Source organism: Pedococcus sp. 5OH_020, from assembly GCF_027812955.1.
Taxonomy (GTDB): domain Bacteria; phylum Actinomycetota; class Actinomycetes; order Actinomycetales; family Dermatophilaceae; genus Pedococcus.
The window spans coordinates 454267-479468 of record NZ_JAPYZV010000002.1 but is presented as its reverse complement, the minus strand read 5'-3'; the positions used below and the strand labels follow the sequence as shown (position 1 = coordinate 479468).

The following is a 25202-nucleotide window of genomic DNA, read 5'->3' as shown; positions in this document are numbered from 1 at the left end:
CGTGCTGGACGCCGTGGCCGCGGACAAGACCCACCGCGGCCACGCGGTCATCGAACAGGTCCACGCCGACCTGAAGAACGCCGCGCTGGCGCACCTGCCGTCGGGCAACTTCACCGCTAACGCCGCCTGGCTGGTCCTGGCCGTCATCGCGTTCAACCTCACCCGCGCCGCCGCGACCCTGACCGGGCCACAGTTGGCGAAGGCGACCACCGCGACCATCCGTCGCCGGCTCGTCCATGTCCCGGCCCGAGCCGCCCGACGCGCCCGACGGTTGGTCCTGCACCTCCCGGCCGGCTGGCCCTGGCGACGCGAATGGCAACGCCTGCTCGACCACACCGGCGGCTCACCACCACCGCTCACGACGGCCTGACGACCCAGCCCACCCGCGCGCACCCAAAGAACCGTGGAACACCCCTGACAGCAAGGTCAGGCGACACACCGCGCCCTCCTCCGGTCCCCTGCTCGAAATGCCAAGCGCCCTCGACCGGCCCCGGCTCATCGGTGGATCCAGGCTAAGAGCGCGCGAACACTCTGGGGAGAGGGCTCAGCCAGGCGCCATCCTGAGCGCTGCAGGTCATCCGCGTCCCCAGGTTCACCGTCGACGAGGACTGCAACGCGGTGTGCTGGCCAAGCGAGCGATACCGGGATGCCGTCCGCCACTTCGACGCCAAGGTTGGGAACGGGTATGTCGGCCTCGGCCGCGAGCGCCGCGAGCAACTCCCGCTCTTCCCTCGTCTCCGCCAAGGCCATGACCGCAGACCACTCCGCAGGCAGCCCCGGATCCGAGTGATGCTGAAAAGGAACCTTCGGGCCTTGAAGAACGTCACTCAGCAGCTCGGCGGCCTCGCCCCGGTGGAGTTGGTCGTGGAAGCGTTCGTTGCGGAAGGTCCGTAGACAGGCGTAGCAACTGGTCTCAGGCCCGCAGTCGCACGACGAGACAACCTTTTGAGCTCGACGCAGCACATCCGTGAGATGCAGCCCCATACGCAGGACGTTCCCAGCCCCACCCGGAACGGTGTCGAAGAAGGCCAATGATGGCGCCCCATCCTCCGTGCGGTACAGCGCCCCGTCGACGTCATCCCGGGCGATGTCCAGATCGCGCGAAGCTCCCTCGAGAATGGCGTATAGAACTGAGGGCGACTGCAGGAGTTCTGCCGTGTCTCCCGAGCCTCTCAGGGTGAGCATGTCGGTCTCAAAGGAGTGCGCAAGGGACAGCTGCTTCAGCGATCCCTTGCAGGTGCCGGGACCGATCAGACGTGCGTGTGACTTGGGGAACTCGGCCACCAGTGACGTGCCCCAGCCGCAGGACTCGCAGATGAGGAACCCTCGGCCGACCTTGCCCTCGCTAACAGCGACAAGTTGGGCGCGGGGCCCGTACTGGACGTCAATTTGGGCACTCCCCAGCATGATGCTGTTCGACTGGAGCTGCGGTGACTGCCGTCGGACGTACGTGGCACCGTTCCAAGCGCGCACGGGTGGGATGGTGCCAGGTCGCTTCGGGCTTGGCGCTGCGACGAACCCGTAGACCGGCTCCGCATACGGGGGACGTTGTGGCAACGGATGCCCGCATGCTCGGCATGTCGGCTCCAGCGCCGCGACATCGTCTTGGAAATGCCCGCAGGCAAGACACGCGGCGTAGTGCCGCTGCACTAGCTCGCGTCCGGGCATCCGGTAGACCCCGCCCGATGTCCACAATCGTCCGCCAGCGACAACCTGTGCCCCTGGCGCGTACTCGTAGATGGCCGTGCTGAGGTCTCGACTCAGGCGGATGTCTGCGCCCCTCTCTGGGTCCGCCTGCACTGTGCGCAAATCGACCGTGTCAACGGGGAAGCCATACTTCGGAAGAATGTTGTGCTGCCCCAGGAAGCCCAGAAGCTCTTGGGACTCCAGGGTGCTCACTGTCTTCCCATAACGAGCGGCGAGCCGGTCCTGGCGCGCGTCGAAAGCCTCCACTCGCAGCGCCTCGAACTCGCTGATGTCTTGACGGAACTCGTCCCGCACTGACGTGACCAGATCGCCAAGCGCTTCTGTCCATTCGGCCGTATCTGCACCGATCGCCTTGAAGACAGATCGCGGGAGGACTTGGGCGACTTCCGCGTCGACGTCCTGCCGATAGTCGCGGAGGTAATTCAGCAACCTTTCCGCCCCGGACGTGGTCGCGCCCTCCACACTGAAGAACTCACCCGCTCGCCGCCAGGCCGTGCCGGTGGTCTCGTGGGCGTGCCTGAGAAACATCGACAACGCCACAGAGTGAGCATGGCGACGACCGATGCGGTCATTGTCCAGGTAGACGTAGGGCGCCTGGACTCTTCCGGCGATCATGTCGGTTGGGCGCTGGTACCGGGCAAGGTCGTGCGGTCGCCGCTGGGCAAACGTGAGAATCACTGCGGCGGACGATGTTCGCCTACCGGCGCGCCCCGCACGCTGGACATAGTTCGCGGTGCTAGGTGGCATGTTCCGAAGCATGACCGCCTCGAGCTCTCCAACATCCACGCCGAGCTCGAATGTCGTGGAGCATGACAGGACGTTGACGTCCCCGTTGATGAAGTCCTGTTGGATCTTGGCGGCTGCCCGAGGCTGCCACTGCGCCGTGTGCTCCATTACCGACATCCCGACCGGGAGGACGGTCCTGTGCAGCGCGCGGTAATGGTCAGGCTCCGCTTCTGGGGCGGGGAGGCTCCACGGAGCCAGGTGCCCGTCGCAGCCCATCGTCGGGCAGACGTTGCGGATGGCGATGGATGTGACTCGCTGGCAAGCAGAGCACCTAAAGGCAACATCTCCGGCCCGTGCTGCCTGAAGCAGGAGCCAGGTGTGATCGGCCCTCCAGAGCCGTCCTGCAGTGACAATGCTGGCCTCGGCCAGCCAGCCGTCCGGCATTCCGCTGCTAAGGAACTTCCAGATCCCACCCAGCACCTGTGGGGCCCGATCTGGTGGTTGTCCGAGGGCGACGAGGACACGGCTGAGGAAGTCGATGCGGCGGTTGGTCACCGCAGCCCTGCTCGGTTCCCAACTGAGAACCTTGCGTTTGGCCTCGGATCCCGTGCCTCGCACGAACACCGGACCGAGGCGGGGTGCAAAGGCCTTGTCGTTGGCTTCGACGTCCTCGGGCATGGTCACTGCACCTTGGCTGATCAAACTGGCAGCGAGGACCTCGAGCAGGTTCCAGGCCTCGCCCTCGCTCAGACCAAGGTCAAGCAGCGGTTGAGGCACCCGCCACCCGGCACTCCTGTCGAGGCTTACGCGCATCTGGCCGAGCCCCTGCAGGGACTGCCGCTCGTCAAGGCTCAGGAGCTCCTGCATCACCCACAAGGCAGCCGTGCGCTCACGCTTCTGGCGCGACTCCCGGCGCTCGAACAGGCCCAGCGCACCGGCGTGCTTCGCCACGGCACTGGCAAGATCCTCTACGTTGACGGGTTCTGCGGCGGACTCCAGCGCGCTGAGGATGAGGGCGCGCCGACGGATGCGCGCATACGTGTCCTCTAGATAGCTCGCGAAGAAGGCGGCGGACTGTCGAGAGTCGCTGAACAGCAGCAGCTTTCTACCATTCCCCGGCTTGAGCATGGTCGCATCGTCGGCGGCCGGGATTTCTTGGTAAAGCGCCGTCGACAGGACTGCTGCCGCGGCGTCGTTCCCAGTCGAGAACGTGCGGATGTCGGGGTTGCGGCTCCCGCAGTGCAGGCATTCCTTGATCTCGGTACGCAAGCCCTGGATGGCACGGACGGGCCGCATACCGTCTGCCGAGCACGCAGGGCAATCGGCCGGTGACGTGCTGAGGCAGGCACACGCCGAGCAGATCCAGAGGTCCTCATGCGAGGCGGCTCTTGTCTCGTCAAATACCTCCTCATCCTCATCGCTGCCCGCCTCTGAGCTGCCTTCAGCGGGAGGGTCGAGCAGCAACCACACCGCCTTGGTCCCAGGTCGGCTGCTCGGGCGGAACCAAGTCTTGCCGTCCCGCTCGTCACGCACGCCGACGAGATAGATGTGACCGCAGCGCTGGCAGGAACCGAATTCAAACATCGGGTCGCCGCAGTCAGGACAGTCCTCGTGTCGCGTCAGGGCGACATGAGGACCCCGCTTGCCCAGGCACGCGAAGGCTCCTTCGGTGGCTTTGGCGAACAGGTGGTAGCGGGCCGAAAGAACGGGTTCCCCCGACGTGTCGAAGTAACTGCTTGCAACTCGTACGCAGTCCGCCAGACTCTCGCGAGTCCAACCGGCTGCCGGCAGTCCGTCAACGATCTGGTTCAGGGTCAGCGGGCCAGAAGACAGGTGCTGCTTCAACTCCACCAGGCGCGCCTCATGCGCCAGCGCCTCGCCGGCGTCTCTGCCCGCCCAACCGAGGCCCTCGGCCATCTGGAGAATTCGTGACGATGGGTCGTCCGCGCCGGCGAGCTCCAGGTAGGCGGCAGGGTCGAGCGGGCCCCACGATCCCCGTTCGGGAATCGGGCGACGAACGGCAGGAACCACGTCGCACCGGTCCTCGTGTCCCGCCACCCACTCCACGGATGCGTTGGTGAGTCGTGAAGCGAACTCGGCCACCAGAGCCGGGTCATCCCCGACGGTTGCACTAGTGAGGATGCTCTGCAGTGGCCGGTCTGGGGACACCCGCTGCTGTAGCCGGCGGAGCAGCATGGCAATCTCCGCGCCCTGCGAGCCGCCATAGACATGGGCCTCGTCGACGGCGAGCCACCGCCATGACTGCGCCATGCTCCCGTCAAAGAGAGTCGTGTCGTGTGGCCGCAGGAGCAGGTACTCGAGCATCGCATAATTCGTGAGGAGGATGTGTGGCGGGCTTTCCTTCATCTCCGCCCGCGACAAGAGCTCGTTAGGTGCCCGCTCAACACCCGGATTCAGCTCGGAGAAGAGTTCCGCTGCCTTGGCGGGGTCCTCCACTGTCTCACCCGTATAGCGCCCAAACGTGATGGCCGGGTGGTGACGCAAGACTTCGCGGAGTCGCTTGATCTGGTCGTTGGCCAATGCGTTCATCGGGTACAACAGGAGTGCCCGGACGCCTGGCCCGAGCGTCCCCGCCTGTTGCTCCCTGCATAGGGCGTCGAGGATGGGGACGATGAAGCTCTCGGTCTTCCCCGAGCCAGTCCCGGTGGCGACCACCAGACTGCGTCCCGCCGCCGCCTTGCGAATGGCTCGCTCCTGGTGAAGGTAGAGGGGCCGCTCCGCTGGGAGCGCGTCGGAGCACACGTTGAGGAGTTCCGCACTCAGCACGCCTGCCTCGACGAGCTCCCGGATGGAAGCACCCTTCACGTACGGAGGGGTCACGTCCAGGAACGGCCCGCGCGTCATGGAGCCAGAAGCGCTAATCCTTTCCGCCAGGCTTTGTGCCAGCCGTGGATCGCGCAACGAGAGGAGTGATGTCAGGTATCGGTTGTAGGTGTCCGTGACCCGGGTACTGGTGGCGAGGGGGTCGACAACGTCCTTCATCCTTCGTCCTCCGCGATCTCGGGTCGATGATATGGGTCGGTCTGGGCCCGAATGAGCATCTCCGCCAAGAGGACGTCGATGGTGACCATGTCCGGTGCCAGTCGCGCCAAGGTCTGCCAGTTGGCGACGAGCCGTTCGCAGGTCTCGCGCGCCGGACCTCCGTCCCGGGCGGCGGTGCGCGCCAGTGCGGCGAATGCGGCGGACACCTGCGGCAGGGTTTCCCAGGACCACGACGGCGTGGGACTGCCGCGGTGGGCCAGCCACTGGCGCAAGCCCTCGTTGCCGGAATCCTTGAGCAGGCCATCGACGTGCTTCACGAATGCCGAGCCGGTGCGCGCGAGAGCGTCGATGTCGGGTCGCCTTCGATGCTGGAACAGGGTGCGACTCGCTGCGGCCCTCGAGTCAACGTCGAGCCATCCGCGCGGCACGATTCCGGCGGCGCTCCACAGTGCCTCGAACTGATGCGAACTCATGGCGTTGAGGAAGGACGCATGCTCGAAGCGGCCGGCCGACGGTACCCAACCCGCCTCGCCGGCTGAGATCATTTCCGCCATAGGTCCGCACACACCGACGATCTCGTCCCACGGCAGGTCCTGTGTCCGGCCTGAGGAGGTACTGGCGAGGGCGGGATAGCGGTTCCAGGCGGTGCGCTGTACATCGGCTGGCATCTCAGGGTGGGCCCACAGCAAACCAGCGCTCATGGCCATGAGCAGGGCAGACTCCCGCGGGATATCGGTCTTCATCAGGGCGGAAACCGCGTCGGTCGGCCAATGACTCAGCACTGCGGGGATTTCCGTCCGAAGCAACGGCGCCGCACCGGAGTCGACGATGGCGTTGCCTCGCTCCCACGCAACCCACAGGTACGGGAAGGAACGCGCATCCTGGGGTGCTCGCGTCAAGCCGGCCAGGTAATGAATGGCCAGCCCCTCGTCCGCGGTCAGTGGCGCAGGCGAACCGCTGCTTGCCAGTCGATATGGCTTCTCAGGCCATCTGGGCCACGGCGCGGGCGCCCAAGGATCGTCGGACCGGACGTAGACCGCGAGGGGGCCAGCGGAGAGCAGGTCGTCAGTCAGAGTGGCCCGGCCGTCCGCCGAGACTGGGCAGACAACGGGGGCTCGCCATGGTGCGAGGATTTGATATACCGCAGCGGCCACGTCAGGCAGGCCCGCGAAGTCATCCAGGACCAGCTCGCTGTCCTGGAGCGAAGCGCCGGCTGCCAAGCGGTTGGGCCGGAACCTCGCCAGGATGGTGGCCGCCTCATCGCCGATCTGCCACTGCAAGGTGGCAGACTTCTCCGCCGCCAACGTGTCGGCCAGCCGAGCGAGGTCGAACCGCTGTCTGGCGCCGGCTCCCCCCGTGGATGGCACGGTCTGGGTCAGTCCGGAGGCCGTCACGAGGCTCAGCGGCGGCAGTGACTGGTCCGCAGCCATTCGAACCTCAAGGAAGCCGAGGTCGTCAGAACCGTCAGATGGCAGCGACAGTGCCGCGGCTGACCATGCGGAGGCCTCGCCCCCGCTGACCCGACAAACTTCGAGGTGGTTGGGCGTGCAGGCGAGGTCCAGGGCCCCACGCGGACCCGACACGTGGAGTGGTCGCGAACGCTCATCAGCCCTGAAGTCGTGACGTGCGGGCTCGATCGCAAGGCCTGTCGAGCTTCCCCAGTCGACGGTCACTGGGGTCAGCCCATCGGCGACAAATGTGCGGCAGTAGACAGACGAGCGCTGCAGTAGCCCTTCGGCGAGTGCGACCCGCCAGCTGGCGCGGGTCCCGAGTGGTCCCCGCACCAGAAGGTCGAACTCGCCGACAACAGGGGCGTCCCACCCGTCGAACGGGTCGGCATACCCTTCCACGCCGCCTTCGGCGCTGCGCGCGTCGTTGCTCCAAAGGTCATCAGCGAGCACATCGCCCGTGACGACATCGCGGACCTCGATGCGCCAGTCAGTGGCCGTCGACAGTCTCGGGAGCCGTACTGACGGACGGTCGGTGAACAGTGGCTGACCTGTTCTCGTGTGCATTCCGAGAGTCGGCTCCGCCATCTCCATCTGCGGGCGTCCGCGATGATGCACAGGGCGTGTCTGATCACTCCAGCCCAACGTGCGTGCAGTCTTGAGGGACACCAGGGCCAGAGTCCAGCCCACCCATCCCACTGGTCCCATGAGCTGGATCAACCGATCGATGGCGCCGCCATCGGTGTTCGGCTGGCCCTCGCCTTCCGGGTACAACAGCCAGACATCCTCATCTGGCAGGGGGTTTCCACCCGGCATGAACCGACCGAGCCGGTCGAAGGCCAGCACCGGGAATTCCGCATTCACGACCGTCAGGTCGAATGCGAAGGCCTCGCCCAACACCGCCGTCAGAGTGCGCACCGGGCGGGCGACGACTGCTGCCTCGAACGCAGCCCTTCCGGCGCCTGTGTCATGCCTGCCGTCGTGCAGCTCCGTCAGCGCACCGTCCAGCATGACCTTCCAGCGGACGGGCTCGTCGCTGAAACCGTCCCACTGAGGAAGCCGGAACAGGAGACTGGTGTGCTCAAAATCGAGCAGGAGCTGGGGCGCGTCCAGCTGGCCCGAGCGCCCCCGCGATGACACGGCCCGCCGGGCTCGCGAGACATCGAGCAGTCCCGCGTCGACCAGGGCGGTGGCAGCGGCGACCATCCGTGCAGGCGCGCCCGAGGCGGCCACCAGCTGGTCGACCTCGCGCTCGCCGGCGGAAAGACTTGCGAGGAGGTCGAGCAGGCGGTCCACCAAGTCAGCGGCGAACTCCCCGCCGTGAGTCAGGAATCTCGCTGCTGGCTTGTCGAGGCTCGCGAGCCGCGAGGGATGGCCCTCGGCCCAGGCGAGGAAGGAATGACCGTCAAGCAGAGGGTTGAGGCGCTGGCGCTCGGCGAGCAGGACTAAGACGTCGCGAAGGCAGTAGTCCGGGATTACCGCATGGAAGGTGATAGGGCCGAGGTTCACAAGACCGTCATCCACCGTCGGGAGGTCGAGTGCCTCGAGAGCATCACGGAAGGCTGACCCCATCACGGACCGCAGATGCGGGGAGTCCTGAATGCCGATATGGCTGAACAAGGACTCCCACAGCCCGCCTCCGGCATAGTGGGCGCCCGCGAATGTCGCCAAGCTTGTTGCGACACATGCTGGGAACCTGCGCAGAGCCGCGGGGCCATCAGGCTTCCGGGCGGTCATCCCGACTGCCTGCAGGAGAAGCGTGGCCTCCTTAGCAGGAACCTCGAACTCACCCACGAGGTTCACCGAGCCGAGCTGGTCGCGCCACTCGGGCTCGAACCTGCTCAGCGCCTGTCGAGGGGTCAACACCTCAGCCATCAGGCTGGAACCTTCCCTGCGCATCCTTCGCCGAAACACAACTCATGGCATTCAACCCCAAGCCGACAGGACCCGCGGGGCAAATCAACAGAAACCGACCACCCGCATCACTCCCTTGGATAAGGTGCGTAGTCGGATGGACTAGAGGCGGCAACGAGGTTGGGCAGGGCGGGGAGAGTGACCACAGCAGCACCGGCGCTGGATCAAGAGGGCCACAAGCAGCTGGAGGTGGCGCCGGGGTCCGTCGTCCTGGTGCGCGACGAGGAGTGGCTGGTCACTGGCGTCGACTCCACACATGACGGCTGGCTCCTGACCGTCCAAGGGCTGAGCGAACTGGTCCGCGATACCACCGCGACGTTCTACGAGTCGCTGGACTCGATCGAGGTCGTCGACCCGGCCAAGACACGCGTCGTGGCCGACGACTCTCCCGGCTACCGAAAGAGCAAGCTCTGGCTGGAAGCCACCCTCCGCAAGACGTCGCTCCCGGTCGACGACCCCAGCCTGACCGTGTCGTCACAGATCCTCGCGGACCCCCTCGCCTACCAGGACGACGCCGTCCGACGAGCCCTCGACCCCGACAACCTCCGCCCCCGCATTCTGCTGGCCGACGCGGTCGGCCTCGGTAAGACCCTCGAAATCGGCATGATCCTCAGCGAGCTGGTGCGGCGAGGCCGTGGTGAGCGCATCCTCATCGTCAGTCCCCGCCACGTCCTCGAACAGATGCAGCACGAGATGTGGACGCGCTTTGCCCTGCCGTTCGTGCGCCTCGACTCCGTGGGCATCCAGCAGGTCAAGCAGAAGCTGCCCGCCACCCGCAACCCCTTCACCATGTACAAGCGGGCGATCATCTCCATCGACACGCTGAAGAACGACCGCTACATAGCCCACCTCCGCAACCACCGGTGGGACGCAGTCGTGATCGACGAGTCGCACGGCGTCACCAACTCGTCGACCCAGAACAACCGGCTCGCCCGCATCCTCGCTCCCAACACCGACGCCCTGATCCTGGCCAGCGCGACACCCCACAACGGCAAGGCGGAGTCCTTCGCTGAGCTCATCCGGCTGCTTGAGCCCACCGCCGTCCGCGCAGATGGCGAGCTCATCGAAGGTGAGGTCAAGCGCCTCATCGTGCGCCGTCACCGCTACAGCCCCGAGGTGGCCAGCGTGGTCGGCTCTGACTGGGCCGAGCGGGCCGAGCCCGTCCACAAGCTAGTGCCGGCCTCACCTGAGGAGGACGCGGTCGCTCATGAGCTCGCGGACGTCTGGCTGCACTCCAAGGGGTCCAGCCCCCACTCCGGCGGTGCATCCCTCTTCCCATGGACCCTCGCCAAGGCGTTCTTGTCCTCCCCACCTGCCCTCCTGGAGACCTGCCGGCAACGCATCGCCAAACTGTCCGACACCCTGCCCGACGAGGCCATCGAGATAGAAGCCCTCCAACGGCTCTGGTCGCTGGCCGACAAGGCGGCGACAGCCGAGGGCGGAAAGTACGGGGCTCTACTGGAGCACCTCACCAGCATCGGCGTTGGGAAGGGCAAGCCGACCCGCGCGGTCGTGTTCGCCGAACGCATAGCCACCCTCGACTGGCTCGCCGACCAGCTGCGCGAGGACCTCGATCTGCCGACCGACGCGGTCAGGATCCTGCACGGCGGCCTCACCGACCAGGAGCAGCAGGCGATCGTTGAGGAGTTCAAGCAGCATGGCGCAGCCGTACGCATCCTGGTCACCGGCGACGTCGCCTCCGAGGGCGTCAACCTGCACCTCCAGTGTCACCAGCTCGTCCATTTCGACATCCCGTGGTCTCTCATCAGGATCGAGCAGCGCAACGGCCGCATCGACCGGTACGGCCAGAAGCACCGCCCGCAGATCACCACTCTGCTGCTCGAGCCCTCTCACGCCACCTTCTCTGGCGACCTGCGCGTGCTCACCAGGCTTCTGGAAAAGGAGCAGGAGGCGCACGCCGCGCTGGGTGACTCCGCCTCCCTCATGGGGAAGTACGACGTCGAAGCCGAGGAGAAAGAGATCCGCAAGGTCCTCGCGGGCCAGACAACGCTCGATGATGTCGTTGCGACGCCTGAGGAGGTCGCGAAGGGCAGCGACGTCATGGCCCTCCTTGCCCGCCTCCAAGCGAACTCGAGCGCGACCAACCCATCCTCCCTCACCACCGCGCCGGTCAGCGTGAGTTCGCTGTATGCCGCCGAGGTGGACTTCCTGGAGGAAGCCCTCGTGCAGGCGTACACGACCCCGGATGCCAGCCCGTCCGCTGGCGGGGTCGGCTACCGCCGGCATGACCAGGAGCAGATCGTCGAGTTCCAGCCCCCGCGTGACCTTGTCGCCCGCCTGGACGTGCTGCCGCAGACCTACCTCGCGGAGCGCGAGGTCACCAAGCACCTGCGCCTGGCCACGACGAAGGCCAAGGGCAAGGCGCTCCTGGCAGCAGCACTGGCCGACGGGGGTGGGTCCTCGTGGCCGGACGCGCATTTTCTCGGCCCCATCCACCCCGTCATCGACTGGGCCAGCGACCGGGCACTCGCTTCTCTGTCCCGCAACGAGGTCTTCGCGATCCGGGCCGACGTCGAGCGGCCGACGGTGCTGCTGCTCGGGACGCTCACCAACAAGCGCGGGCTCACCGTCTCGTCGGTGTGGCTGTCCGTCATCTTCCTCAACCCGGACCGCCCAGACCAGACCATCGTCGAGGTCCACGACACTGCACTCGACATGCTCACCGAGGTCGGCGCGACAGGAAAGCTCACCAACCCAGGTCCGGTCTCGGACGCCGATCGACTCAGCTTGCTGATCCCCCACGCCGTCGACGAGGCCCGCAAGCGGATGACAGACCAGTTCGACGCGGTCCGCCGTGACGCCGACGCCAAGGTGGAAGCGTGGACCAACCGGGTCAACCAGTGGAGCCACGAGGCGGATGCCCTGATCCAGCGCACCGAGATACGGACCCGACGCATGAGCGTGGAGGACGAGAAGCGCATGGCGGCGGGGCGCTCGCCCGACCGCCAGCTGGTCCGACCCCTACTGGTCGTCGTCCCGGCCGACCACCCCGTGGGACGTGCCGTGTCCGCACCAGCCGACGACGCGGAGGGACGCTGAGATGGCAGTGAGCGACGCGTTCCTCGTCGGTGAGGACTGGATCAGTGAGCACTACTTCACCACCGAGGCCACGTCCCAGTCGTTCCACAGCAAGGTCCTCGAACGCCGCAGGCGCTGGGAGGCCGAAGAGTCCGAGACCTCCCGGAGTCGCTTCACCGCGGTCCGGGGCGCCCTCGAGAAGCAGTTCACGGCGCTCTTGGGCGACGACGAGCAGTCAGTGGCCGAGTCCGCGGCGCTGCACAAGGAGCTCGTCACGGTACTGGGGTTCCACACCGGCGAGTTTGTGCTCGACACCACCGGCCCGGTGACGGCCGTCGCCACGCCGGGGATCACGGGCCCGGCTCCGCTGGTGATCGTGGCCGGGTCTGCGGCCGACTCCATTGACGATGTCCTCGCCAAGGACGCGCGGACGCTGGCCGAGGAGGTCGTCACCGAAGACGGCACCGAGATCACGTCGGTCGCGAGGCTGCTGTCCAGCCTGTTCGTGCAGGACGAGGCGCCGCGCTTCGCCCTCGTCCTGGCGGGCCGCTGGGCGGTGGTGGCTCAGCAGGAGCGCTGGGCGGAAGGGCGCTACCTCGCCATCGATCTGCAGCTCGTGTGCGAGCGCAACGACGCCAAGCGCGGAGGCGAGATCGACCGTGCCCTGACCTGCCTTGAAGCCACCTCGCTCGGTCCCGATGCGGATGGCGACATCTGGTGGTCCGCGATCCTCGACGAGTCGATCAAGCACACGGTCGGCGTCTCCAAGGATCTCCGCGAAGGCGTCCGCCTCTCGATCGAGATCATCGCGAACGAGGTCGTTCGCCGTCGGGCTGCTCAGGGCCTCGACCCGCTGCCCCCCGAGGAGGCCCAGCCCCTCGCGGTACAGTCGCTCCGCTTCCTCTACCGCATTCTCTTCCTACTGTATGCCGAGGCGTCACCCGAGCTCGGTGTCCTACCTGCAGGTGCGGGCGAGTACGACCAGGGGTACAGCCTCGACCGCCTGCGGGACCTCACCCTGGTCACCCTGACCAGTGAGCAGAGCAAGACGGGTACGCACCTCTACGACTCCCTCCAGCTCCTCTTCCGGCTAATTGACAAGGGGCATGGGTATGTCGCGGGCTCACCGTCCGTCGCCGAGCCCACTCCCGAGGTGGGCGAGCAGTCCGGCCTGGTGTTCAGTCCGCTGCGCGCCGACCTCTTCCTGCCGAAGGCGACGAGCCACATCGACGAGGTCAGGCTCGGCAACGAGGCGCTCCAACGGGTGCTCCGGCACCTACTGCTGAGCAAGGAGTCCAGGGGACGGGACCGCGGCTTCATCTCCTACGTCGAGCTCGGCATCAACCAGCTCGGAGCCGTCTACGAGGGCCTGATGTCGTACACCGGCTTCTTCGCCGAGGAAGAGCTGTTCGAGGTGGCCAAGGGCGGGGACTCTTCGAAGGGCTCCTGGGTCGTCCCTGTGAACGGGGCCGACCACCTCGACCCTGACGACTTCGTGACGACTGAGGACGAGGTCACCGGGGAGCGGCGACCGGTGCGCCATGCCCAGCGGACGTTCGTGTTCCGGCTCGCGGGCCGCGAGCGGCAGCAGTCCGCCTCGTACTACACCCCCGAGGTCCTCACTCGGTTCACCGTCTCGCAGGCCTTGGAGGAGCTGCTCGACCAGGACGGGCACACGACTACAGCTGAAGAGATTCTCGAGCTCACCGTCTGCGAGCCGGCACTCGGGTCCGGCGCATTCGCGATCGAAGCCGTGCGGCAGCTGGCCGCCGAGTACCTCAAACGGCGCCAGGTCGAGCTCGGCGAGCGCATCGACCCCGACCGCTACCCGGAGGAGCTCCAGAAGGTCAAGGCGCACATCGCCCTGCACCAGGTGCACGGCGTCGACCTCAACGCCACCGCCGCGGAGCTGGCCGAAGTCTCTCTCTGGCTCGACACCATGGTCGCCGGGCTCCAGGCGCCGTGGTTCGGCCTCCGACTGCGGCGCGGGAACTCGCTCATCGGCGCCCGCCGAGCGGTCTACTCGCAGTCCCAGGTCAAGGACAGGTCCTGGCTGATGTCCACCCCGGTAGACATACCGCTGACAGAGCTCGCCGACAACATCGCCAAGGGCCTCAACGTCAGCGCCACGTCGAGCCGGGTCCACCAGTTCCTCCTCCCCGCCCAGGGCTGGGGCTCGGCCACAGAGGTGCCAAGAGACGTCGCGGCGCTCGCAGCCGACGAGGTCGCCGCACTCAGGACCTGGCGCAGGTCCATGAGGGCCAAGCCAACGACGAAGCAGCTCCAGCAGTTCACCTCGCTCTCCGAACGGGTCGAGAAGCTGTGGCAGTTCGCCCTCCGACGGCTCCGCATCGCCGAGCTGGAGTCGAGTCGCACCATCGAGCTCTGGGGACGCGAGACCGCCCATCACGCACCGGCGGTGAGCCGCGAGCAGATCGAGGCGTCGCTTTCTGACGAGAACGGCGCCTACCGACGGCTCCGACTCGTGATGGACCTGTGGTGCGCTCTCTGGTTCTGGCCACTCGCCGAGACCGGCGTGAAGCCGCCGACGCTCGACCAGTGGACCGACGCCGCCCAACAGATCCTCGGCATCTCGCAGCCGTCAAAGCACCGGTGGATGGACACCTTCGGCGGCGCCTCCTCGACGTGGGAAGGCCTCAACGCCGAGGAGGAGGACAACCTCAACTGGGCGGTGGCACAGCCCATCGAACAGGTTCGCGCCAAACACCAGTGGGTCGCCGTGTGCGAGCAAGTGGCGGCCCGGCAAGGCTTCTTCCACTGGGAGCTCGACTTCGCGACGGTCTTCGCGCGCGGAGGCTTCGACCTACAGGTCGGCAACCCACCCTGGGTCCGGCCCGCGGCTGACGTGGACGCCCTCCTGGCCGAGGGCGACCCGTGGTGGCAGCTTGCTGTCAAGCCGAGCGAGGACGAGCGCGAAGCGAGGTTCGCCGTCACCGTCTCCCTCGAGGGCATGAAGGAACTGCTCCTTGACGGCACCCTGGATGCCATTGGCACTAGGGAGTTCCTCGGTGACCCAACTGTTTATCCGGTCCTGCGGGGGCTTCAGCCTGACCTGTATCGGTGCTTCATGGCGGGCGTATGGCGGTTGAGCTCTGCTGGCGGCATTTCGGGACTCATCCACCTGGAGTCCCACTTCACGGATCAGCGAGCCGGGCTCCTCAGGGCAAATACGTACGCGCGGCTGCGGCGACACTGGCAGTTCATAAACGAACTCAAGCTCTTCGAGATCCAAGACCAGAAGACGTTCGGCGTGAACATCTATGGCCGATCTACTGAAGTCGGCTTCTGGCAGGCAACGGCCCTCTACCAACCCGAGACCGTTCTAAGATCCTTCGCCCATGATGGCACGGGAATGGAGCCCGGATTCAAGGACCCGCAGGGAGGATGGGACCTGCGTCCTCACAGGAACCGCATTCAATGGGTGAATGATGATGAGTTGTCATCGTGGCGCGATGTTCTCGAGGAGCCCGACACGCCGTCGCATACGACGCGGATGCTGTACTCGGTGAATTCGGCGGCCTCTAAGACTCTTCGTCGCCTGTCGATGTCCACACGCGTCTCAGGCCTTGCCCTGCACTTTTCGCCCGGATGGCATGAGAGAGGCGACCGCGCCAAAGGTCGATTCCGCTCCCGCTGGGGTGAGGCTGACTGGTCGAGCGCGATATTGCAGGGGCCACACCTATCCGTAACGACACCGCTCGCCAAGTCGCCGAATCCAAGCATGAGGCATCAGCAGGACTGGACCAGCACGGACATCGAGGCCCTGCCTGCCGATGCCCTGCCTGTTACGGCCTACAAGCCCGTCGGCGACAGGGCGACCTACGACGCGGCATACACCCACTGGCAGGACCCGGTTGACGAGGACCGCCCGTACGCCGCACGCGATTACTACCGCATTGCATGGCGGTGCATGGCCGCCAACACCGGTGAGCGCACTCTCATCCCAGCCATAATTCCGCCCGGCGCGGCGCACGTCGATGGACTCTTCTCTGCGGGCCTGCCGAATGGTCGTGAGGACCACCTGTCACTCGCTACTGGAGTCCTCTCATCGCCATTGGCCGACTTCGCCGTTCGCACAGCGCCGAAGTCGACGATCCGGGCAGGCACAGCAAACCGCCTACCCATGGTGTCGACAGACCATCCCTTGGCCAAGAGCCTGGGACTTCGAGTCGTACGACTCAACTGCGTGACCGATGCCTACGCCGATTTGTGGGCCAGCTGTTGGGACGAAGCCTTCGAACACGACGAGCCGGTCCTTGCTAGACAAGCGGCCGGACCTATCGGACCGACGTGGACATCGGACACGCCACTACGGCGAGCGGTTGACCGGCGCAACGCGCTTGTCGAGATCGACGCCCTCGTCGCGCTCATGCTCGACGTCGACGTCGACGACCTGTGCACGGTCTATCGCACGCAGTTCGCGGTCCTCTACGGCTATGACCACGGTGCCTATACGTACGACGCCAACGGACGGCTTGTCCCGAACTCGGTGCTGACGGTATGGCGGCAAAGGGGTGACCGAATCACGGAGGACGAACGCAAAGCAGTCCATCCCGGTAGCGGCGTTGAGTACACCTACGAGCTGCCGTTCGGCACTCTTGACCGCGAGGCCGACATGCGGACCGCATACGCGGAGTTCCAGCGACGGCTCGAGGCCGCTGAGGCGGACCAAAGCTGATGGGTGTCCTGCTTCCCAGCATCCAGGCGAGCGACCTCAAGCAGGGGGTTGTCGACTACCTGACGACCACCTTCGCCCTCGCTGACCCGGAGGCGCGCCAAGCCCTCGACGAGTTCCTCGCCGAGCCCGACGACGGCATGTTCAAGGGGCCGTACGTCAGGCTGCGACTGCCGTACCAGCCCGCCGAGGACGATTGGCGCAAACACCTGGACTGGGACCCCGGGCTCACGCCGTACGGCCACCAAGCTGCGGCATACGCCCGATTGACCACCGTGGACCTTGGCCCGGGCAAGGCACGCCCCCTCCCCACCCTGGTCACCACGGGCACGGGTTCCGGCAAGACCGAGGCGTTCCTGCACCCCATCCTCGACCACGTCGTGCGGGCCAACCGGGCCGGCGTCACCGGCATGAAGGCGCTCATTCTCTACCCGATGAACGCCCTCGCGAACGACCAGGCCGGGCGCCTCACCGCACTCCTCACTACCCATCCCGAGCTGTCTTCGGTGACTGCCGGTATCTACACCGGCGAGGACCAAGGCACCAAGCGCACGACAGTTTCCGAGGCGGGCCTGATCAACGACCGCGCGGTGATGCGCAGCGCGCCGCCTGACATCCTGCTCACGAACTACAAGATGCTCGACCAGGTCCTCCTCCGACAGGACGATCAGGGACTGTGGGCGCAGAGCGCCACCTCACTCACGTACCTCGTCCTCGACGAGTTCCACACCTACGACGGCGCGCAAGGCACCGACGTCGCGATGCTCCTGCGCCGCCTCGGTCTCGCGCTCAAGAGCCACTGGCCCGAGTCGGACGAGGCGATCAGTCCAGAGGACCGCGCCCGCCCGCTGGGCAAGATCACGCCGGTCGCCACCTCGGCAACGCTCGGCGACAAGGGCGACCCCTCCACGATGCTCGACTTCGCCCGCACCGTGTTCGGGGAGGACTTCCCGCCCGACAGCGTCGTGACCGAGTCACGCCTCACCCTCGCTGAGTGGGTGGGAGACGCGGAGACCACCGTCAAGACCTGGAGCCTTGAGCCCCGACGCATGTCGGACCTGGCGGCCGACGAGCTGGCTGAGCTGGTCCGCCGCTGCGACGCGCTGACGGGCCAACCCGAAGCCCTCACGCTAGAGGTCCTCACGACGCTGTTCAACGCTGGAGCCGACACATCGGCGCGAAGCAACATCACCGCGCAGGTCGAAGCCGCGGCCGCGACCGCCCTGCTGACACTCGCAGCAGCCCTGCCCGACGTCCAGACGCTGGCAGTCGCCACGGCTGCGGCGGTGCCACGCGACTCCTTGGTCCGCGAGGTCTTCCCGTCGGTCCTCGAGGACGAGACGCCGCCGCCGGGACACCTGGCGGTACTCGACCATCTCGTCGCCGCACTGAGTCACATTCGTGCCGAAGCCGGACGGTCCGCACTCACGGTCGAGCTCAATTTGTGGATCCGCGAGCTCACCCGCATCGACCGCGACGCGTCGATGACCACGGCGTACCGCTGGACTGATGACGGGGAGCGGGTCGGCGCCGTTGACGGTGAGGTCGTCGCCCCGGTCTTCCCCGCCATCTACTGCCGACACTGTGGTCGGTCGGGCTGGGGCGTGGAGCTCGAGTCCGTCGGCACGAACCTGCGGGCCGAGGACCTGGAGATCCGTCGGCGCCATGCCATGAAGGAAGGCCGGTTCCGTCCCCTCATCGCAGCGCCTGCGGAAGCCGATCGCAGCATCGCCCTGGGGCCGACCAGCCAGCCGGAAGAGATCCCGGGTCTGGCGTGGCTCTCGACCATCGACCGGAGCCTGCTCACCACCATGCCCGACCCCGAGGACGAACACCTACGCGAGGGACGGGTGCTTCCGGTTCTCACCCACCTCGGCGCCGAGGCCGATGCCCGGTCCAGCTCCGATATGTGTCCGTCCTGTCTGCAGGACGACGGAATTCGCTTCCTCGGCAGCTCCATCGCCACCCTCCTCTCCGTTGCCCTGTCGACGCTGTTCGGCGATGCCGATCTCAACGCGGCGGAGAAGAAGTCACTTGTCTTCACCGACAGCGTCCAGGACGCTGCACATCGCGCCGGATTCGTCGAGGCCCGGTCCCACACGCTCACCGCCCGTGCCATGTTCCGCGAGGCCCTCAGTGCCCAGCGCTGCACGCTCGACGAGCTCGTCGAGCGTGTCTTCGTGCTCGCCGGCGACGACCAGTTCCGCAGGTACCGGATGGTCCCGCCCGACTGTGTAGGGCGAGAAGAGTTCGACCTGTGGTGGCAGAAGCCCCACGCCGCGAGCAAGGCCCGGACGCGAGTCAAACGGCGACTACTCTTCGACGCCACGCTCGAGTTCGGCCTTCAGTCGACCTTCGGCCGCACCCTCGAGCGCACTGGCGCGGTCGCGGTCGAGGTTGATGCCGGCAGCCCAGTCCGGCTCAACGCCATCGGCCGGTCCACCTTCGACCTCCACGGCATGGACGAGACCCTCGACTCGCCTCTGGCGGCCACCCCCGATGCCGATGTGGTCGCGTGGGTGCGTGGGGTTCTCGAGCGGATGCGCAAGCACGGCGGCATCGACCACGACTGGCTCAGGCGATACATCGCGTCGGACGGCCGGCGGTTCTTCATCTGGGGTGGACGACCCCAACAACAAGGAATGCCCGCGTTTCCTTCGGGACGGGCCGCACCGGCATACCCCCGGGTCGGTGGTGCCTTGATCAAGGACCCCCTTCTCGACTCGGTGACCTCGACGCAGAGCTGGTACGCCCTCTGGACTGCCCGAACGCTCAAGGTGAGTGCTGCTCACGGAGCCAAGCTGGCGCGCGCCCTCTTCGAGCGACTGGCCAAGGACGATGTCCTGACTGCCAGTCCCACGGAGTCAGGCGGCACGGTCTACGCCATCCCGGCCACGGCCATCTCCCTGGTGCCGCTCACCGACGACGCCCTCGCCAGCAGTTTTACGTTGTTGGTCTGCGATGTCTGCCGTGCCCAGGAGAATGGAACCCCGCAGGTCGTCGCGCAGCTCGACGGGTACCGCTGCACCGGCGTGCGGTGCCCTGGTCATCTCCGCGCCACCCGGCGGAGCGACAACTTCTACCGCAGGCTGTATGCGTCGGCGGACATGCGACGCATCGTCTCGCGCGAGCACTCGAGCCTGCTCGAGGACGAGGTGCGACTGCAGTACGAGCGGGCATTCAAGGCCAGCACGGCTGACGCAGGGTCTCCGAATGTCCTCGTGGCCACGCCTACCCTAGAGATGGGCATCGACATCGGCGACCTGTCCACGGTCATGCTGGCCTCGCTCCCGCGGACGGTCGCCTCATACCTCCAGCGTGTGGGCCGCGCCGGTCGCCTCACCGGCAACGCACTCAACGTCGCCTTCGTCACTGGACGCGGCGAGCATCTTCCCCAGGTCTACGAACCGCTGTCGGTCATCAATGGCGAGGTGCGGCCGCCCGCCACGTACCTCGACGCGGAGGAGATTCTTCAGCGTCAGTTCATCGCATCGGTTGTCGACCACATGGCCCGCGACGCCTCGCGGCCCATGCCGATATGGGCAGCTGGGGCCTTGGAGTCCGCGATGGAAGGCTCCTTCCTGGGTGACTTAATAGCAGAGGCGGAGGACAACGCGGGCCGCCACCTGGACGCCTTCCTCGGGACCTTCGACTCGCTGCGAGCATCGTCGGTCGAGCTGCTCCGGGCGTGGGCCACCCCTGCCCGCGACGACGAGAGCGTGACGCGGGGCTCGAGCGGCCTGGCAGCGATGGTCTTCTCGGCCTCGCAGCGCTGGGCACAGCTCAACGCCGACCTGGTGTTCCGACGCCAGGAGATCCTCGAGACCATCCCAGGGCTGAAGGCTGCCGCGGAGGGACCCGCGGCAACCGACGACGACCGCCACGACTACCGCTCGGCCGTGGCCGCGCTCCGGCTCGTCGAGCGGCATCACTCCAACCATCGCAAGGCCTTCTGGGTCGCGGCCATGGAGGAGTACGGACTCCTGCCCAACTTCACGTTGCTCGACGACACGGTGACGCTGGACGTGTCGGTCACCTGGCGTGACCCGGAGACCAACGAGTTCATGTCAGAGCCACGGACGTTCAACCGGGCGGCCGCCTTGGCGTTGCGCGAATTCGCCCCTGGAGCGACGTTCTACGCCCGAGGCCTCGAGATGGACATCGACGGACTCGACCTCGGCTCCCAGAACAACCTCATCCAGCGCTGGGCGTGGTGTGACCTGTGCGGCTACGCCACCAGCCTCTCCGCCGATGGCACGGTGACAACACTGACGGCCTGCCCCCGCTGTGGCGGTGCGCAGATCGCCGACGCGTCGCAACGGTTCGACGTGGTCGAGCTGACCAGGGTGCTCAGCGACGTGCGACGGGACGAGAGCCGCATCAGTGACGACCGGGACGAGCGGAGGGCAACCCCCTTTATTATCGCGACGGCAGCCGATCTCGATCCGCGGAAGGTGACTCGCCAATGGTCGGTCGGCGGGGGCACCTTCGGAGTGGCGCAGTACCGGGCCTTGGACATCAGGTGGCTCAACGCCGGCCGGAAGTCCGCCAGCGGGATGTCAGCGAGGAGCGTCGCGGGCCAGCAGCTGCCCAACGTGATGTTCCGGGTCTGTGCCGCGTGCGGCAAGGCAGACAGCGCCGCCAACTCGAACAGTAGGGACGAGCATCGACCGTGGTGCCGCCACCGCAATGTCTCCTCCGAGGACACGCGCACCGTCGCTCTGACGCGGAGCCTGTCCACCCAGGCCGTGGTGTTGTCGCTGCCGCTCGAAGTCACCCTCGGCGACAGCTTTGCCGTGCCGAGCCTCGCAGCAGCTGTGCTCCTCGGACTGCGGGAACGCATGGGCGGCAACCCCGACCACCTCGACATCGCCTTGGTGCCGGCCCCGGTGGTCGGCGGAGCGCCAGGCGAACTCCGCGATGCCCTGCTGCTCCACGACATCGTGCCCGGGGGCACTGGCTATCTCACCGACCTCGCCGAGCCCGAGGAGATGTGGGGCCTGCTTGTCACTGCCCTTGGGGTCGTTGCGACCTGTCCCTGCAAGGACGAGAACCGGCTTGCCTGCCACCGCTGCCTTTTGCCCTTCTCCCGGGGCTTGGGGATTGAGCGGCTTTCGCGGCTCGCCGCCGAGCGGCACCTGCGCACCGTCTTGGGCCTCGCGACGTCTCCTGGCGAGATAGGGCCTGGCTTGGCCGGAATGCGGTGGACAGTCGCCGAGGGGCCCGTCGGCACGGTCAGCAACGAGTCCCATCTGGAGCTGACCTTCAGGAAGGTGTTCAAAGATCGCCTGAAGGCGCTCAATGCGACGGTCAAGGAGAAGCCCGGACCGACGGGGAATATCTTGACCATCACACTCGGGGACCACCGGGTTTGGACGCTCACCCCACAACAGCTGGCGCACGGATCCAAGCCTGACTTCGTTCTGCGTAGCAACGACCCCAGCATCGACCCAGTCGCCATCTTCACCGACGGGTGGACTTTCCACGCCAGCCCACAGCACAACCGCATCGCTGACGATGCGATGAAGCGAAATGCACTGCGGCAGAATGGCTTCGCCGTTCTTGGTCTGACACAGTCCGATCTTGACGACGGCGGCCAACAACGGTTGAAATACGACTGGGTGCGGCCGGAGGTGGTCACAGCACTCCTGGGTCAGCCGGCGGGTCAGCCCGGAGCGGGCTTCAACCGGGATGCAGTGGCCGTGCTGACCGCCGGACCGCTCGACTTCCTGATGTCATGGATCCAGCAGCCGCATCACCAGCCCCGGACAGCCTTGGCCAACTCAGTGTGGCTGCTCTTGGCCTCCGATGGTGCGTCCACCATGAGCCCCGATTCGGATGCCCCGCTGGCCGACCTGGCAAGCAGACTGCTGACGACTCCGCCAGCGTCGACCGTCCCAGACGATGGCCCACCGGCGCTGTGGTGGCGACAGGGATCTGTTGGGGTGCTGACCCGCATTGACCCGACGACCGGATACCCCGTCGAGACAGCCGTAGCGCTCGATGACTCCCCGGAGGCCCTCCAGGACAGTGCCCACATCGACGCCTGGCGACGCTGGCTGCAACTGTCGAACGCGTTCGCCGGTGCCGAGCACCCGGTCGTCCTCACGTCAGCACTGATGGCAGTCAGCGGCAGCGGTTCACAGTGGGGAGCTGCGGGTGCCGTGACTGCGAGCGACGAAGCCGCGATGGCTCCAGAGTGGGCGGAACTCGTCGCACTGGCGTCAAGCCCGCTCGAGGCCGGTCTGATTCGCGAGCTCGCTTCCGCTGATGGGCTTCCCGTGCCGGCCTTTGGCGAAGAGTTCGCCAACGGCATACCTGTCGATCTCGCTTGGCCCGCGGCGAAAGTGGCCGTCCTGATAGAGCCGGATGACAAGTCGGTGTCGGACCTGACCTCTGACGGCTGGACCGTAGTCGAAGCCGACACCGCAAAGATTCTCGCTGCAGTTGCCACGAAGGGACTCCGCTGATGTCGGTCATCATCACCAAGATGGTGAACAAGCTCGAGCCGGCCATCAAGAAGAAGGCCTTCGCCTTTCTCGAGAAGCTCTCGGAGAACGACGCGCTCCCGGGCCTGCACATCGAGCCCATCAACAACAGCGCCGACAGCCGAGCACGAACCGGGCGAGTCGACCAGGGCTATCGCGCGGTTCTCTTCAAGCTGACCACGTCGGGCAGCGTCGACTATGTGTTCCACGGGATATGGCCACACGACGAGGCGATCGAGGTGGCTAAGTCGGCTGTCCTGGCCCTGAACCCCATATCCGGCGTGCCTGAAATCACCGCGGCGACCACCGTCCCCGCTGGGACCGCCGCGGAGGCCACTCCCAGTCCGACTGTCGTGACCGAGAGTGACACCGCCCCCAGTCTGCTCGGGTCGTACGGGTTCACTGCCAAGAACCTGGTCGATGATCTTGGCCTCGACGTTCGCCTCGCCGATCGCGCGCTTGCCGCTCCCGACGAGGACGGGCTGCTCTCCGTTGCTGGCTCAGCCGCAGCTGATTGGCAGGGTTTGGCGTTGGTCGAACTGGCCTCAGGAAGCTCCATCGACGACATCAAGGCGAGCCTCGGACTGTCTGAGAAGCCGAACGAGGACACCGACTCGGATGAGGCCATCGTCAGGGGTCTCAAGGGCCCGGCAGGCCAGATGTCGTTCGCATGGATCGAGTCGAACGAGGAGCTCGAGCGGGTCATCACCGAGGGCGACTTCGGCGCCTGGCGAGTGTTCCTGCACCCTGAGCAGCGGGCGTACGTGGACAAGAACTACAACGGCCCCGCGCGCCTGTCAGGTGGTGCAGGCACGGGCAAGACCGTGGTCGTACTACACCGGGCCCGGGCGCTCGTCCGACGCCAGCCCACCCCTCGGGTGCTCGTCACTACCTACACAACCAACCTGGCCAAGATGTTGGCCCGCGACCTGCGGCGCCTTGACCCGGACCTCCCCATGGCCACGACCCTCGGCCAGCACGGCGCGTTCGTGGTCGGCATCGACGCGCTGGCGGCGCGCATCGTCAAGGAGGCGGGACTGTCGATTGCCACGGCAGCCGAAAGCATCCTTGGCGTGGCGACCACGGAGGTCAGTGAGCGGACACCCCATGGCGCGTGGACAGAGGCGATCGCAGTAGCGGGCCAGTCACTCCCCACACAACTCAAGAGCTCTGCATTCTTCGAGGAGGAGTACTCGGCGATCGTTCTGCCCAACCGGATCGTCGACAAGGCGCAGTACCTCAAGGTGCGTCGTCAGGGCCGGGGTGTCGCCCTTGATCGGGCCAAGCGCACCGCGGTGTGGGACGTGATCGCCAGCTATCGAGCCACCGGACGCATCTACGGGCGCCTGGACTTTGACGAGGTGGCCGCGCTTGCCGCCGAATGGCTCAACCAGCGCGCCGCAGCTGGTCACAACCAGCCCTTCGACCACGTTCTCGTGGACGAGGGACAAGACCTCTCCCCCACCCGATGGCAGTTGCTGCGAGCAGCGGTGGGGGAGGGACCGGACGACATCTTCATTTCGGAGGACTCGCACCAGCGGATCTACGGGCACCGCATTACGCTGTCGCAATATGGAATTCGCGTTGTCGGGCGATCGCGCAAGCTGAGGTTGAACTACAGAACGACGGCGGAGAACCTTCGATGGGCGATGTCTGTTCTCGACGGTGGGTCGTTTAGCGACCTTGAGGGCGAAGACGAGGACCACGGGTACCGCTCGGCCCGCAAGGGTCCACCGCCTCAGCTGATTCGGTGTGGCTCGCTGGGTGACGAGCTGGATGCTGTGGCGGCGACCCTGAAGGAATGGCTCAAGGAGGGCGCCGTCGCCCCGGAGAACGTGGCCGTGCTCGTCCGCGACAGGTCGCAGCAGGAGCGCGTTGTCAACGGGCTCGCAGAGCGAGGAGTGACGGTGCGCAGCGTCGACAACGAGGCAATCCGTCCCGGGCAGCCAGTCGTGATGACGATGCACCGTTCCAAGGGCACCGAGTTTGCCAAGGTGGTGCTCTTTGGGGTGCGGGAAGGCTCCATTCCCGCAGCGCTCCGCGACCAGAATTACGACGAGGCCGCCAAGGCCGATGCGTTGCTCCGCGAAAGGTCCCTCTTGTACGTGGCGGCGACTCGCGCGCGAGATGTCCTGGCCGTCACGTGGTCCGGCTCGCCCAGCCCGCTCATCCAGGACTGAA

At 66.5% G+C, this 25202-nt stretch carries 7 protein-coding genes; 5 read left to right on the top strand and 2 right to left on the bottom strand.

Annotated elements, in window-relative coordinates; all coding sequences use genetic code 11:
• Positions 1-370, top strand: a 370-nt coding sequence (locus tag PHA84_RS05635; protein WP_270887108.1) for a transposase, incomplete at its 5' end; no start/stop codon positions are given.
• Positions 371-495: 125 nt separating this feature from the next.
• Here PHA84_RS05635 and PHA84_RS05630 read toward each other — a convergent pair.
• The gene (locus tag PHA84_RS05630) at positions 496-5436 is read right to left on the bottom strand and encodes a DEAD/DEAH box helicase (RefSeq protein WP_270887107.1); all 4941 of its coding nucleotides are present in this window, start codon (positions 5434-5436) and stop codon (positions 496-498) included.
• The gene (locus tag PHA84_RS05625) at positions 5433-8759 is read right to left on the bottom strand and encodes a hypothetical protein (protein ID WP_270887106.1); all 3327 of its coding nucleotides are present in this window, start codon (positions 8757-8759) and stop codon (positions 5433-5435) included. Before PHA84_RS05625 ends, PHA84_RS05630 begins: the two co-directional genes overlap by 4 nt.
• 177 nt (positions 8760-8936) lie before the next feature.
• On the opposite strand from PHA84_RS05625, the gene PHA84_RS05620 reads away from it, so the two are divergent.
• Genes PHA84_RS05620 through PHA84_RS05605 form a run of 4 tightly spaced genes read left to right on the top strand, consistent with a single transcriptional unit; the run spans position 8937 to position 25201 of the window.
• Positions 8937-11858: a helicase-related protein gene (locus PHA84_RS05620; protein ID WP_270887105.1), complete on the top strand. Its 2922-nt coding sequence runs from the start codon at positions 8937-8939 to the stop codon at positions 11856-11858.
• 1 nt (position 11859) lies between these two features.
• On the top strand, positions 11860-16536 hold the full coding sequence (locus PHA84_RS05615; protein ID WP_270887104.1) for an Eco57I restriction-modification methylase domain-containing protein: 4677 nt from the start codon (positions 11860-11862) through the stop codon (positions 16534-16536).
• Positions 16536-23003, top strand: coding sequence for a DEAD/DEAH box helicase (locus PHA84_RS05610; RefSeq protein WP_270887103.1), 6468 nt, complete (start codon positions 16536-16538; stop codon positions 23001-23003). Before PHA84_RS05615 ends, PHA84_RS05610 begins: the two co-directional genes overlap by 1 nt.
• Positions 23003-25201: a UvrD-helicase domain-containing protein gene (locus PHA84_RS05605; RefSeq protein ID WP_270887102.1), complete on the top strand. Its 2199-nt coding sequence runs from the start codon at positions 23003-23005 to the stop codon at positions 25199-25201. Before PHA84_RS05610 ends, PHA84_RS05605 begins: the two co-directional genes overlap by 1 nt.
• The last annotated feature ends 1 nt before the right edge of the window (position 25202 follow it).

Excerpts from the sequence above, each read along its gene's own strand:
- PHA84_RS05615 (WP_270887104.1), top strand. The coding sequence starts at position 11,860 with ATGGCAGTGAGCGACGCGTTCCTCGTCGGTGAGGACTGGATCAGTGAG.
- PHA84_RS05610 (WP_270887103.1), top strand. The coding sequence starts at position 16,536 with ATGGGTGTCCTGCTTCCCAGCATCCAGGCGAGCGACCTCAAGCAGGGG.
- PHA84_RS05630 (WP_270887107.1), bottom strand. The coding sequence starts at position 5,436 with ATGAAGGACGTTGTCGACCCCCTCGCCACCAGTACCCGGGTCACGGAC.
- PHA84_RS05625 (WP_270887106.1), bottom strand. The coding sequence starts at position 8,759 with ATGGCTGAGGTGTTGACCCCTCGACAGGCGCTGAGCAGGTTCGAGCCC.
- PHA84_RS05605 (WP_270887102.1), top strand. The coding sequence starts at position 23,003 with ATGTCGGTCATCATCACCAAGATGGTGAACAAGCTCGAGCCGGCCATC.